Genomic DNA, 13676 nt, shown 5'->3' on the forward strand with positions numbered 1-13676 from the left:
AAAGCTTTGGTCTATATTAAGAATAAACGCGTTTGCTTGATCATCATAGAAGTCTTTAGCAAGACATTATATTTCATGGAAAAATCTCTCCGTATATGAAGGTTTTAGCGTTGACGTAAGATGCGGCATATGTAAAAGATGGTATAATCCCCAAAAACAATCGGGACTATGTCCTCACAAGATAATAAAAAAGTAGCTTAATTATAGGCCATATTAAAAAATGTGGCCATTTTTGAAAAATTCAAATGCATTTAAATAAAACAGTCATTTTTCTTTTCATAGAGCTTCTAAGCAAAAATCTTGCTTTTGGGAATTTCAAAGCAATAGAAACGATTAAATCTGAAATGGGGGACGATGATTTTAACGAGTTAAAAAAAACATTTGTTTTTATTTTCAAAAATAATGAACTCGCATATACTCTTTTTGGAGAAAAACCGCTTTCTTTTTGTTCTATCGGCTCTAATCTCTTTATTGATTTTTATTCAACTCGCTCGATAGTGAGTTTCTGGAATTTTAATTCGCTTAACTTGCAAAAACCCTTTAGAGCCCTTGAAAAAATTAAAAAATTCATTTCCTCTAATTTTGCCCTTATTCTTGATAAGGACTCAGGTTTATTCATTCTGATAAATAAACCTGAATTTACAAAAGTTTTTAACGAAAATTTAAATCTGATACAAACGACTTTGAAACAAAGAATAACGGCGGATGAATTTATCGAAAAGTTAGAAAAGAAAGAGATTAATTTTCCTTCCAATGAAAATCATTTAATAACGGGTATACTACTGGGATATGGTACGCATAATTCAATCATATTCGTCGAAGAATTTGTGTCTGGATCAGAGGGAGTTTACTCCGGTATTCAAAAAACACTTCGAGAAGAGACTATAAAGTCTCAGGCTTTTCGAGATCGAGATGAAAGATTGCTAGTCGTTCAATCTGTAAATTTTGCTGTAGACAACTCTCATCCCGAAACCATTGCTTTACGGGAGAAGTATAATCAGATGGAAAAAAAAGTAATCGAAATTTACAAAAGCCCTGATTGGTTCGAAAAAACCCTTTCAAAGCTTACTGAAGAGACATTCAAACAATGTGACCGCTTTTAAAAATTCAAATGCTTTTAAATAAAACACTCATTATTCTTTTAATTTTTTCATGAATACACTAAGTAAAAATTTTGCTTATGGTGATTTTCAAAAAATAGAAATGATTAGGTCTGAATTAGGGGATGATGGCTATGAAGAGTTAAAAAAACTTTTTCATACATTTTCAAAAACAATGCGCTTGCTTATACCCTTTTGGGGAAAAGCCCCTCTCTTTTTGCTTTGTTGAGCCTAATCCCTTTATTGATTTTTATTCAACACGGTCATTAGTAAGTTTCTGGAATTTTAATTCTCTTAATTTACAGAAGCCGTTTAAAGTTCTCGAGAAGATTAAAAAATTTATCTCTTGCGATTTTGCCCTTATTTTTGATCAGGGCTCAGATCTATGTATATATTGATCAATCGGTACGAATTTACAAAAGTTTTTAGCGAAAATATAAATCTCATACAAACTGCGTTGAAACAAAAGTTATCTGCCGAAGAATTCATAGAAAAATTAGAAAGATGGGAACTTGATTTTCCTACCTGCAAAAATCATTTGATGACAGGTATTCTTCTTGGTTATGGCGTGCATAATTCCTCTCTTTTTGCGGAACGATTGGCTCTTGAATTTGATCTAGGAATTCAAAGAGAACAAACTCAATTTTTTGAAGATTGCGATGAAAGATTGTTAATCGTTCAATCTGTAAACTTTGCCGTAGATAACTCTCATCCGAAACAGTTGCTTTAAGAAAAAAATATAATCAGGCGAAAAAAAAGGGAGTCGAGGTTTTTAAAAATCGTAATTGGTTCAAAAAGACACTCTCAAGGCTTACTCAATAAGTGATTTTATAGAGTTGATTATATCTCAAGATTTCGTTAAATTCCGGTCCATTAAATTTATTCTCTAGTTACGGCATGCAATAATACGGCAAAGGTTCTATGCAAATACATGATATTGACAGCGTGAATACTGAAATTTTTTCCATATTATGGGAAGGATCTCTGACTCAACTAGAGAATAGAGATGGGCTTTTAGCTGCTACCATAAAGCGAAAGGTTGTCATTGGGCAACTCTCTGACGAAGAAAAGTTGGAACTTGAAACGACCGTTGGTAAGATGGAAAGAGTTTTTCTTGAAGCTTTTGGTTGTGGAGATTTTATGCGTTGCATGCCTCTTTGCGAAGAAAGAGTTGTTTCCTATCTTTTGCCTACAGAGCGCTCTGCTAAAACGGACGAACTTAACTTTGAGCATCATGTACGCCTAATGCTTTTTGCTCTATATGGTAAAAAGGAAAAGATTTTATTAACATCAGACCAGATTAAAAAAGTTACCGTAGTCGCAAATGGAATTTTATCAGGTTCTCCACAACCTCTTCCCTTACGAGAAGCGACTTACAAAGTCACAAAGACTTATGAAGCATTTCTGTTGCTTAAAGAGGAAATTAGCCAGTGCAAAGGGGAATGTCATCTTGTGTGGAATAAAGAATGGTTTTCTAGTATTTCACTTTCGAGTAGTTGTGCCTTTTGCAATCCAAAAGTTATTCAGAAACAAGATGTTTTAGAAACCCCCTTCAATCATATCATTTCTAATTCAAAACCATATACAGAGCCTGAACATCATCTGATGATCATTCCAAAAAGGCATATTACAACCATTTCTGTAAGTAGTCCTGAAGAAATTTTAGATAAATATTCGTGTTTTTCTAAAATGTGTTCTATCGTTAATAATTATTTTGTATGTCCAGAGGTTGTTGTAGTCACTAAAATCGGTCGCAAAAGTGGGCAGACACAATCGCACCTTCATGATCATGTCATTGCTTTTTCTTCTGACACACTGCAGCCGTGGATGACAAATTGGGCTTATGAATTTTGCCAAGAACCAAATCCATCTCCAGCCCTAGATGAGAGCCAATTAAGAATGGTTCAAAATAAGTGGTCTCAGCTTTTCATGGAAAACTCAGAAGTTAAACCATAATCACTTTCGGATCTTTGTAGTGAGATTTTGGAATCAGGAAAAGCTAAATTAATGAAAGGATGATGAAAGTTGATGTGCTGCAATTTGAGTATAAAGAATCAAGAGGCATCCTTAGCTTTAAAAAGATATTCTTTATATTTTGATGAAAGCTCTAAAGAACAACATACAATTTAAAAAACTTGAATTTTTTCTTTTCATTTTCCTAAAATGATTTTTGGTAAATTAAATTTTTACTTCTAGCAAATCCCCAGGTCTAAATGAGAACAATTTTTCTATATTATTTTCTGATTTTTAACTGTTTTCTTTTTGCTGAGAATCCTTCTTCTGATCCCTTAGAGAAATGGATTCAGGCCACTTCTTTTATGGGAAATAAACAGTATACAGAGGCTATTGACAGCTATACGCAAGCCTTATCTTCCTTTGATGGTGTTTTGGATAAAGACCATTTTTACGTACTCGTTGACAGGGGTCATGCATATTTCGAATTGGAAAGCTATCAACTGGCAATTGAAGATTTCTCCGCAGTCATCGAATCCGATTTAACGCTTCCTATTGATAAAATTCGAGCCACGAAAGGTCGGCTAAAATGTTTTGCTGAATTAAATCTCTACGAAAATTTTAAAAATGATTATGTGTACATTTGCGAAAATGATCCAAGCTATCCTGTTGTTGAAATGAATGATAAATTCGTTGTAATCAGAAATTTAAGTAACTTTACTGAACAAATCAGGACGTTTTTTTGTGATTGTTTAGTCAGCTTTGGGATCTGCAAGCAGGAAGATATCATTTTTTATGATTCAGGGATTTGCATAATAAAAAGAAGTGATCCTCAAGAGGAAGAGGAGTTTTGTATCCATGTACATCAAGCACATTTAGAGCATGAATTTGATTTAAAAGTGGTAGATGAAACTCACGGCTTTATACACCATCAGATCCAACTCATCTATTCGCTTCTTCACGACCTATATTTTAAATTCTATCAATTATTGAAAGAAGTCTTTTAGTCAATAATGGCCTTAAAGCCTAAACATATGAACTAAATAAGAAAATTATGAAAATATAGAGGCTATACAGGGATCGTTGAATATGATGATGAAGCCAAAATTTTTCATGGAGATGTTTTGGGAATCAAGGCTATCATTACTTTCCCAAAGTACGACTGACAGCGAGATTGAAAAGACTTTTAAGGATTCAGTGGATGATTATCTAGCATTTTGCAAAGAGCAGGAAGAAGATTTCGACAGACCTTTTGAGTAGACTGAATCCTAATGCAGATTGACGAGATTCTCTCCATTCTTCTTTAGAGCTTTAGCGGCATACATTCCGAAAAAAAACTTGAGAATTAACCAAGTGAGATTGTTAAAAATCCTAATCTTATAAAAATTTAATTACTTACTGGAAAGTAATAATTGAATTGTTCATATAGAAATGAAAAAAGATAGAGGAGTTCTTATATGGATATTTCACATTTTTTAGCACGCTTGCTTGGAGTGATGTTGGTTGTTATTTATGGCAGTTATTTTTTAAATAGGGCTTTTTATAGACGCCTTTGGCAAGATGTACTAGACCATCCTGCTATCATTATTCTTTCTGGTTTCATCACTTTGCTATGCGGATTACTTGTTGTGCTTTCTCACGACATTTGGATTCCAGACTGGAGAGGCTTAATCACTTTCCTCGGATGGTTGATGGTTTTTGCTGGAATTGCTCGTTTAGTATTTCCTGCGCAGGTGGCCCAATTTGGACAAAATCTGATTAAAAAAGATGGTTCTTTTCTGGATATTATTTCCGGAATTATGTTCCTGATTGGCTTATATTTACTCTACGTTAGTTTTTAAAATCGCAATAAATGCAGGCTGTACTAAAAAGCTAGACAGCTGAGCTTTTATTTTGTTAAACTTACGTGCTATTAACGAACATTCTTAAGGGAAATTTTTATGGCATATGTGAGTACAAACGAGTTTAAGCAAGGACTCAAAATTGAAGTAGAAGGGCAACCTTATACAATTGTTGCAAATGAATTTGTTAAGCCAGGTAAAGGGCAGGCATTTAACCGTGTTAGACTTAAGCATTTGATGACAGGTCGCGTAATTGAGCGCACGGTTAAATCAGGAGACAAATTTGAACTTGCTGATGTCGTGGAATCGGAAATGCGCATGCTCTATAAAGAATCCGATGGCGTTGTTTTCATGGATGACAAAACATTCGAGCAAATCAAGATTGCGAACCAGAACATTGGGGATACAATGGATTGGCTCATGGAAGATATTCTTTACGAGATTATTTTCTATAAAGGCGAGCCTGTTACTGTAGAGCCTCCAACATTCATGGAAATGGAAATTGTTGAGACTTCTCCTGGCATTCGCGGTGATACATCCGGAAGGGTTTTAAAACCTGCAGTGACAGCAAGTGGCGCAAAGGTTCAAGTGCCAATCTTCATCGACCAAGGTGAAATTGTAAAAGTTGATACACGTACTGGTGAATATGTTTCACGAGCTTCTTCCTAAATAGGCGCTATGAATAAAATTGCACTTCTTAAAGATCGTGCTCAGATGTTATCCAGAGCGCGACAATTTTTCTCTCATCGTGGAGTTTTAGAAGTTGATTGTCCAATGATTAGTCGATATGCCGCTGTAGATGAGCATATCGACTTAATTCCTGTGCAATATGCGGGGGCAAACCGCAGATATTTGCACTCTTCCCCAGAATATGGAATGAAGCGCTTAATTGTGGATGGGATGGGAGATATCTATCAGCTTGCGCATGTTTTCCGTGATGGGGAGTATGGCCGTAAACATAATCCAGAATTTATGATGGCTGAGTGGTATCGTCTGGGCTTTTCTTTCAATGAGATGATCCTCGAAACAGTGGATTTCATGCGTCTTTTTCTAGGGGACATTCCCTTTACTTCGATGACTTATCGAGAAGCCTTCCAAAATTTTGCAGGTCTTGATTATCATCAAGCAACGACAAAAGAGCTGCGTCAATATATTCATGATGCGGGAATCGACCAAATTCATTCCATAGCGGGTGAAGATAAAGATGGTTTGCTGAACGTCATCTTGGGGCTTGTGATAGAGCCTCAGTTAGGTCGAAATGGCTTGTTTGTTCTTTCTCACTATCCCGCTTCGCAAGCTGCTTTGGCTCAGACTGTGACGCATGACGATGAGCATGTAGCGGAGCGTTTCGAAGTCTATTTTGAAGGTGTTGAACTGGCTAATGGCTATCATGAATTGGCGAATGCCCAAGAGCAGCGTCAACGTTTTATTGAAGCCAATAAGCATCGTGAAGAGCGACTAGGAAAAGAGCCTTTACCTATTGATGAGCATTTTTTGGCGGCTTTGGAAAAAGGGTTGCCCAACTGCTGTGGTGTGGCTGTGGGCTTTGATCGTCTCATGATGTTGCGGCATCACTGTTTGTCTCTGGCGGAAGTCATCCCTTTTGATTGGAGTTTAGCTTAGCAGATTTTGCCTTGTGATTGGCTTCGATTTCTTCCAAATGAAACTTATGTAAAAAGCGGTGAAAAATGGGGGCAAAAATTAGCCCTAAGGCAAAGATAAAAGCTAAGCCGCTGTAGAGTGCATAAAAACCCGCAAATAATTTCCCACCTGAAGTTTGAATGGCTCCGAGAGGTCCCATTCCAGACAAAATCATCGCCGCATTTGCAAAAGAATCGATCCAAGGCATTTTTTCAAAATGATGGTAGCCCATCATCCCGATACATAATGAAAAGCTTATAAAACTCATTGCCCAGATAAGATTGCGTAGGAGCCGTAAATAAAAGGCCCTACGCGGTAGAAGTGGCGATTTTGCATGTTCGTACATCGAAAACCTTAAAAAGCGATTTGACTTCCTGATGCCCTGACAATGACTCGGGCCATTTGATTAGGGATGTAGTGATAAGGAAGAATTTCCAAGTCTACAACTTTAATGGTTTTAAAATCTGCACCTTTTTGAATGGCTAGTTGAATGGATTGCTGTCGCAAATCTTCTAAAACTTTTTCCCGCTCCACCAAGGAGACAACCGTATCGACCGTTGCTGAAATTTCTGCTAAAGCCGCTCCAAATGCATTTGCCACATGGGCATAGGGAGGGATAATGCATCGTCCACCCAAAAGGTTTTTGGGGAGCAAAGAAGCGCCTCCTCCAATCATCACAATAGGGAGGGATCGTTCCTCTGGGCTGATATTGGAGATGAGATCATAGATTTTTCTTAAAGCCTCGTCCATCACAACCTTGCAACCGCGGTGAGAGAGGGTGACGTTTTTTGGACGTGCACCAGGGATATCTAAATGACCAAGCGCTAGTGCTACATCTGTTAAGGTGAGTTGCTTTCCACCAAATGAGACAGATTCAATAAAGGTGCGATTTCCGCAGCTTTTAGAGTCAATTTCTACCTTATTGCGTTCGATTGTGACGTGGCTACCTCCACCTAGTCCAATAGAACAAACATCAGGAATGGAAAAATTTAAGCTAATTCCACCAATTTTTGAATTATTTAAACATTGTCTTGGAATACCGCGACGAATCACACCAATGTCTGTAGATGTACCGCCAATATCAATAATAATCGCATCATCGATCTGAGCCAGTTTGGCACCTCCTATGAATGAATTAGTAGGTCCCGCGGAAATAGTTAAAACAGGATATTCGATGGCGTGTGCAAGATCTAAGATGCTTCCATTATTTTGCGTCACCCAAATGGGACAGGCAATACCTAAGTCACTGCAGGTGACCACAAGGTTTTTGAAAACATTTGACATGACAGATTTCAAGGCTGCATTCAAAATGGTTGAATTTTCTCTTTCAACGAATCCTGCACCGCCAATTTGATGAGACAAGGAAATCGGAATTTTGCCCTTTGTGACTTCTTGGCTGATTTCTTTGGCAAGGAGTTCGTGGCAGGGATTAAGAGAAGCAAACACCCCTACAATTGCTAAACTTTCCATCTTTTGTTTCTGGAGATTTTCGACTGCTTTGCGGATTTGTGGAGGATTAATGGGCGTAATCAAGTCACCATTGCATTCAAAGCCCCCATCGACTGTTTCCGTTCCGACATAAAGGGTATCACGTAACTCTTGTGGCCAAGAATAGCAGGAGGGGAGAGATTGAGGGTGATGCCCAGCTATGCGGATGACTCCAACACGATTAAGATGATGCCTTTGATGGATGGCATTGACCGCCTGGGTTGTTCCTAAAAAAATCCCTGAAATATCCTCTCCCTTGATTTTTGTGTCATTCATGATTTGCTTTAGGCCAACGCGAATGCCATCATTCACTTCTCGAGTCGTCGCAACTTTGGTGTAAGCTGTGATTTTTGTTTCAGAATTGACAAGCACAACATCAGTATTTGTTCCACCTATATCAATGCCGATTTTGTATCTTTGTTTTTTCATAGATATTTTCTCAGGTTAATGCCAAGGCTTTTTGTTTGCTTTTTTGGATAGGCAAATAATCTGTCTCATATCCAAAATAACGAGGTCCCACGACGGAAAGCCCTTGCTTTGTTGTCCAAATAGAAGGAGAAGGCAAGGCAATCAGATTGACTTTTAAACCAAATCGAAGTGACTCACTTGTAATAGGTTCTCCAGTTTCTTGTTCCATTAGCATGATGATGTCTGGAGTGGTGGCCAAGATTTTTCCATTGCATTTAGCCAGCAAATATTCATTTTGAAAGCAAATTTCCATACGGTCATTTTTATTTTGGATCACCACATTTCCTTTTTGAAATCCCTTAGAAATGGCTCGATCAATATCGGTAATTTTACCAGATCCTATCCAAAAACCTTTACACAGTGTTAACACGGCTTCTAGCGGATCTGTACCGGCAGCTTTTGCTTCACGATGAACTTTTCCGATAGATAAGGCACGAGACATACTTTTGGGGATTGTGTATTTTTCTGCTTCGTCTGCTGACATCGGACGATCCGCAAAAACACCCCAAGATCCAATCGAAATCGTGATTTGACGGGCTATTTTTTCTAGCGTTAGGGGTGTTTGTGCATTGATAATCACAGAATTTCCCCGCCAGTCTGAAATAAATGCAGGGGCGGAAGGAAGTCCTAATAAGCGATTCGAGCACATTTGCACTTCAGGAAATGCGCGACCCATCAGGTCGGCATCTAGAATGGGAAGACCTAATTGATTGGCAACCATGATAGGAAAAAAGGCATTGCTTCCAGCAGCTTCACATGGCATTAAGACCGTAACTTTTTTGCCCGTCACATTCTCCACGTCTCGAATGAGAGAAATATATTCAAGCCCTGTAGGGAATTTTTCTGTTTCAACTAAGGGTGCTCCAATCATCCCCATGGGAAGAACTAGATCATCAGGCTTGAGTTCTGAACTCTTAATCATCGAAACAGGGCCTAACTTTTCCATGAGATGCTTTGTCATCATGTAAAAATAGGCGGGATCACCACCACCACCAGAGCCTAAAATAGCACTTCCAATGGTGAGATCATCTAGTTGATCAAGCGTAAGCTTTTTCATGTTGTTTTCCACTCAATAAAATTAAAAATGTTCCCAAATGAGCTGCGATGGCTGAATCGATTGTTGAAACAGCCGTAATCGCGATCCCATTCATGCTCAAAATACCTGCAACTGTGCCTAAAAACCAGGCAGCAAAATGCCAAGGGTAATCTCTTGAGGTGATCGGTTGTCCGGAGATGCGCATCATCAGATAACGGGTAATAATCACGGTTCCCATGCTTGTGACGACTATTCCCATTCCTTCTAAAATCAAACTTAAATGTTGAAGCAAATCGAAGTTTGCCAATAAGGTTCCGAGAACTCCAAATATTAGAATCGTGATGTTAAAGGAATGATTAAGATTTGGAAAAATAGAGCGTGCGCTTGTGGCTCCGGAGTAAAGATTCATATTATTTGTGGTCCATCCTGCTAAAATGAGAAATAGGGATACCCAAAGATTCCATAATGGACCGTTGTATCTTTTGAGCACTTCTATGATGTTTCCTGTTTTCCCTGCTGCAAGATAAACACCAATGGATTCCAAAATGGGCATAGCTAAAATGAACATAATAAAAATACTCGTCATTCCATCCTTAGATGAACGTGCGTGGCGCATAAACGTTGGCAGGTCGATGACATAAACGATAGCCATTCCCATAATTGCAGAGATTGCAGCAAAAGTTAGGGGAAGATGATTGGTTTGAGTTGTATCTGAATCCGCTGTATACCACGCATATCCGAGAGTTAAAAGAAGTAGAGGCATGCTGATATTGCTAATGATTTCCATGGCTCGAATGCCGTAAAAGACAACAAATGTAATAAGGAGGCCTAAGAGAGTATTGGCAATGCATTCGATGAAAGGACCTTCAGAATGAATATGAAGGATATCGAGGAGGCTTAAGCTCATCACTTTTAATTGAACGGAAAACCATACTAAAGTGGATAAGGACATTGTTAATGCGAAAAAGGAAACTCCTTTTTTACCAAAATATTCAATAGCGTTTTCCATTGTCGTTTTGCGATTTTCGCAAGCCATGTGGGTGATCACTAAAGCCATAAGTAAGAGAATGGCATTCCCTAATAAAATCCCACATATAGCAGATGCGAAGCCATATTGTTGATTCAGGGTTTGTCCAATCATAATCATTGGAAGGCACACGACACCTCCAATTTGAATGCTAGAGAGTTTCCACCAGTTTTGTTGTTCGATCATAATTTGCCTGTTTCTTTTAAAGGGTTTAATTTGCAACTTTTCGAGTCTAATAAATTCAGAGCTTTCCTAGGGGATTGCGTGAATTTTCTGCACGTAGAGATAAGCTTTTAGGCCATTAAAAATAATTTTAAAAAGGCAATAAACAAATAGTATTTTAAATTTTTAATAAAAACTGTAAGCAGTAAATCAGATTACCTCTTAGTAGTCAATTAAAAATAAGAAAAATTTGGAATGGGGTTTTTGAAAAAATAACTAGGTTAATTTATTTTTTTAAATTAAAAATAGAACTTAATCGTTTATTGTATCGAATGCTGTTTAGCATTGACTCTCAACTTCAGATAAAAGTACTATGTGGGGCTTACATTATTCAATCCCACTATAGTGAGAATTTCTATGAACAATTCACTCAAAAATATCCCGGTATTTATCCTGTGTGGAGGATTAGGGACCCGCATCAAAGAAGAAACTGAATTCAAGCCCAAACCCATGGTTCCCATCGGCAATTACCCTGTTTTGTGGCATATTATGCATTTGTATAGTCGGCAAGGATTCAAAAAATTTGTGTTGTGTACGGGATTTAAATCTGAGGTGATTAAGGCTTATTTTTTAAATTATGCTTCCATGAACAGTGATTTCACTGTTGATCTTAAATCCAACAATTTAACTGTTCATTCCATTGACCATGAGGAAGATTGGGAAGTTACTGTCGCTTATACCGGCGAGAAGACTATGACAGGTGGCCGTGTTGCGATTGCTGCTGAAAAGTACTTATTGGATGCTGAACATGCTGCAGTGACATATGGGGATGCTTTAACTGATGTGAACTTGAGAATGGAATTTGATTTTCATCGTGCTCATGGAAAGCTAGGAACCGTATTGGGAGTCAATCCCCCCTCTCGTTTTGGTGAAATTCGTTTAAATGGAGACAATGTAGAGGAGTTTGCTGAAAAACCGGAATTTAAAGAGAAGTGGATTAATGGAGGGTTCTTCTTTTTTAAAAGAGAATTTTTCACCAAATATTTAATCAAAGATGAAGAGTGTGTATTGGAAAAGCAGCCTCTTGTTAACCTTGCCAAAGATGGGGAATTAAATATGTATCGACACAGAGGTTTCTGGGCATGCATGGATACGCAGAGAGAGAGAGACCATTTGAATGAGCTTTGGACTTCGGGGCATGCGCCATGGGTTCGTAGCTTACCTTTTGTCGAGATGCATCCAAACCTACTAATGAAGGACAAATCGAAATGATTAACTATTTTGGCGATGTATTTAAAGGGTTACCAGTCCTGATAACAGGCCACACCGGATTTAAAGGTTCTTGGCTTTCCATTTGGCTGCAAGCATTAGGAGCTAAAGTTATTGGGTATAGTTTACCGGCTCCTACCCAACCAAGCCATTTCTCAATAACCCATCTCGATCAAAAGATGGTGCATATCACTGGGGATATTTGTCATTACGACAAAATTTATGATACCATTCAAGAACATCAACCCGCTTTCGTTTTCCATTTAGCCGCGCAATCGCTTGTATTAAAATCATATACAGATCCCAAAGAAACCTTCGATGCTAATGTGGGGGGCACAGTTAATGTGTTGGAAGCTGTGCGAAATAGTGAGTGCGTGAAAGGCTGCTTAGTCATTACGACAGATAAATGTTATGAAAATAAGGAATGGACATGGGGCTACCGTGAAAACGATACTTTGGGTGGAAGTGATCCCTATAGTGCTAGTAAAGCCATGGCAGAACTAGCGACACAAGCTTATCGTGCCTCGTTTTTCGAATCATCGAAATGTGTTGCATCTGCAAGAGCAGGGAATGTCATTGGTGGAGGTGATTTTTCTGATTTTCGTCTTGTTCCAGATAGCATGAAAGCATTGATGAGCAATAAGTTAATTGAAGTTAGAAATCCTCATAGTGTACGTCCTTGGTTGCATGTTTTGGATGCACTCAGTGGCTACTTATGCCTTGCTCAAAACTTACTTCAACATGAACAAACCTTTGCAGGAGCATGGAATTTTGGCCCAATGGAGCAGCAAGGCGTATCTGTAGAGGCTCTTGTTCAAAAAGCGGTGGATTATTGGGGAGAAGGCGATTGGATCAACCTAGAAGCTATAGGACAAAAACGAGAAATGCATCTTTTGCGTCTCAATTGGGATCAGGCAGCTCATCATTTAAAATGGCATCCAGTTTACAACTGGCATGAAGCACTTGAAGATACGGTCAAATGGTTTAAAGCTTTTCATAATGATCCAAAAGTAGCAGACAATGAAAATATGTATCAAGTTGCTTTAGACCATATTAAAAAATACTGCATATACGCTCAAAAGCGAGAGCTAAAATGGGCAGAATCTAAAAACCTGCTGGCTGTGGAGGGATAATGGAATTTATATCGACACCTCTGAAAGATGCTTTTCTGATTGATTTAAACAAGCTGGGTGATGAACGCGGATTTTTTGCGCGTCTTTTCTGCCAGAAAGAGTTTACTCAACAAGGTTTAGAGCCTGCTGTTGTTCAAGTGAATAATTCTTATAGTGTTGAAAAAGGAACATTGCGTGGATTGCATTATCAGCTTCCTCCTTTTGAAGAAACCAAGCTAGTGCGATGCATACAAGGCTCTTTGTATGACGTTATTGTGGACTTACGTGTGGATTCTCCCACCTTTAAAAAATCTTTTGGGGCCGTACTTTCTGCTGAAAATCGATTGATGATGTATGTGCCAAAAGGATTTGCACATGGTTTTATGACGCTGCAGCCGAATTCTGAAATCATGTACTTCGTTTCACAATTTTATTCTAAAGAATGTGAAAGAGGGGTGCGTTGGGATGACCCAACCTTTAGCATTGAGTGGCCAGCAAAGCCAAGCCTGATTTCTGAAAGGGACAAAATGCATCCTAATTTTGATCCTAGCTATCATTTAAACCTGGCGGCTGTATAAA

At 38.3% G+C, this 13676-nt stretch carries 14 protein-coding genes; 10 read left to right on the forward strand and 4 right to left on the reverse strand.

What is annotated here, in order from left to right:
- Positions 1-245: 245 nt before the first annotated feature.
- From AOM43_RS07360 to epmA, 7 genes are all read left to right on the forward strand, one after another.
- Complete coding sequence (locus AOM43_RS07360; protein ID WP_059359679.1) at positions 246-1103, forward strand: hypothetical protein; 858 nt, start codon at positions 246-248, stop codon at positions 1101-1103.
- A 382-nt stretch (positions 1104-1485) separates the two neighbouring features.
- The gene (locus tag AOM43_RS07365) at positions 1486-1830 is read left to right on the forward strand and encodes a hypothetical protein (protein WP_059359681.1); all 345 of its coding nucleotides are present in this window, start codon (positions 1486-1488) and stop codon (positions 1828-1830) included.
- Between the two features lie 191 nt (positions 1831-2021).
- A complete protein-coding gene (locus AOM43_RS07370) occupies positions 2022-3056 on the forward strand; it encodes an HIT domain-containing protein (RefSeq protein ID WP_059359683.1) in 1035 nt (344 codons plus the stop codon).
- Positions 3057-3313: 257 nt separating this feature from the next.
- Positions 3314-4060 carry a tetratricopeptide repeat protein gene (locus tag AOM43_RS07375; RefSeq protein WP_059359685.1) on the forward strand — a complete coding sequence of 249 codons (747 nt, stop codon included), beginning with the start codon at positions 3314-3316 and terminating at the stop codon, positions 4058-4060.
- Positions 4061-4510: 450 nt separating this feature from the next.
- Complete coding sequence (locus tag AOM43_RS07380) at positions 4511-4894, forward strand: hypothetical protein (RefSeq protein WP_013925680.1); 384 nt, start codon at positions 4511-4513, stop codon at positions 4892-4894.
- A 99-nt stretch (positions 4895-4993) separates the two neighbouring features.
- Positions 4994-5563, forward strand: a complete 570-nt coding sequence (gene efp / locus AOM43_RS07385; RefSeq protein WP_006342100.1) for an elongation factor P — start codon at positions 4994-4996, stop codon at positions 5561-5563.
- Between the two features lie 9 nt (positions 5564-5572).
- A complete protein-coding gene (epmA, locus tag AOM43_RS07390) occupies positions 5573-6517 on the forward strand; it encodes an EF-P lysine aminoacylase EpmA (protein ID WP_039377883.1) in 945 nt (314 codons plus the stop codon).
- Here epmA and AOM43_RS07395 read toward each other — a convergent pair.
- The 4 genes from AOM43_RS07395 to AOM43_RS07410 are packed head-to-tail and all read right to left on the reverse strand — an operon-like array spanning position 6489 to position 10740.
- Entirely contained in the window at positions 6489-6881 is a 393-nt protein-coding gene (locus AOM43_RS07395) for a hypothetical protein (protein WP_059359687.1), read from the reverse strand. The two genes, epmA and AOM43_RS07395, sit on opposite strands and share 29 nt — an antisense overlap.
- A gap of 8 nt (positions 6882-6889) precedes the next feature.
- Positions 6890-8452 (reverse strand): hydantoinase/oxoprolinase N-terminal domain-containing protein, encoded by a 1563-nt coding sequence (locus AOM43_RS07400; RefSeq protein ID WP_006342097.1) that lies wholly within the window; start codon positions 8450-8452, stop codon positions 6890-6892.
- A 10-nt stretch (positions 8453-8462) separates the two neighbouring features.
- Positions 8463-9548, reverse strand: a complete 1086-nt coding sequence (locus AOM43_RS07405) for an S-methyl thiohydantoin desulfurase family protein (RefSeq protein WP_013925677.1) — start codon at positions 9546-9548, stop codon at positions 8463-8465.
- Positions 9529-10740: a purine-cytosine permease family protein gene (locus tag AOM43_RS07410; RefSeq protein ID WP_006342095.1), complete on the reverse strand. Its 1212-nt coding sequence runs from the start codon at positions 10738-10740 to the stop codon at positions 9529-9531. Before AOM43_RS07410 ends, AOM43_RS07405 begins: the two co-directional genes overlap by 20 nt.
- 393 nt (positions 10741-11133) lie before the next feature.
- Here AOM43_RS07410 and AOM43_RS07415 point away from each other — a divergent pair, with 393 nt between their 5' ends.
- The 3 genes from AOM43_RS07415 to rfbC are packed head-to-tail and all read left to right on the forward strand — an operon-like array spanning position 11134 to position 13675.
- Positions 11134-11988: a sugar phosphate nucleotidyltransferase gene (locus AOM43_RS07415; protein ID WP_006342094.1), complete on the forward strand. Its 855-nt coding sequence runs from the start codon at positions 11134-11136 to the stop codon at positions 11986-11988.
- Positions 11985-13118 (forward strand): CDP-glucose 4,6-dehydratase, encoded by a 1134-nt coding sequence (rfbG, locus tag AOM43_RS07420; protein WP_013925676.1) that lies wholly within the window; start codon positions 11985-11987, stop codon positions 13116-13118. Before AOM43_RS07415 ends, rfbG begins: the two co-directional genes overlap by 4 nt.
- Entirely contained in the window at positions 13118-13675 is a 558-nt protein-coding gene (gene rfbC / locus AOM43_RS07425) for a dTDP-4-dehydrorhamnose 3,5-epimerase (protein WP_013925675.1), read from the forward strand. The genes rfbG and rfbC overlap by 1 nt, the downstream gene beginning before the upstream one ends.
- Position 13676: the final 1 nt, after the last annotated feature.

It is taken from the genome of Parachlamydia acanthamoebae (genome assembly GCF_000875975.1).
GTDB lineage: Bacteria > Chlamydiota > Chlamydiia > Chlamydiales > Parachlamydiaceae > Parachlamydia > Parachlamydia acanthamoebae.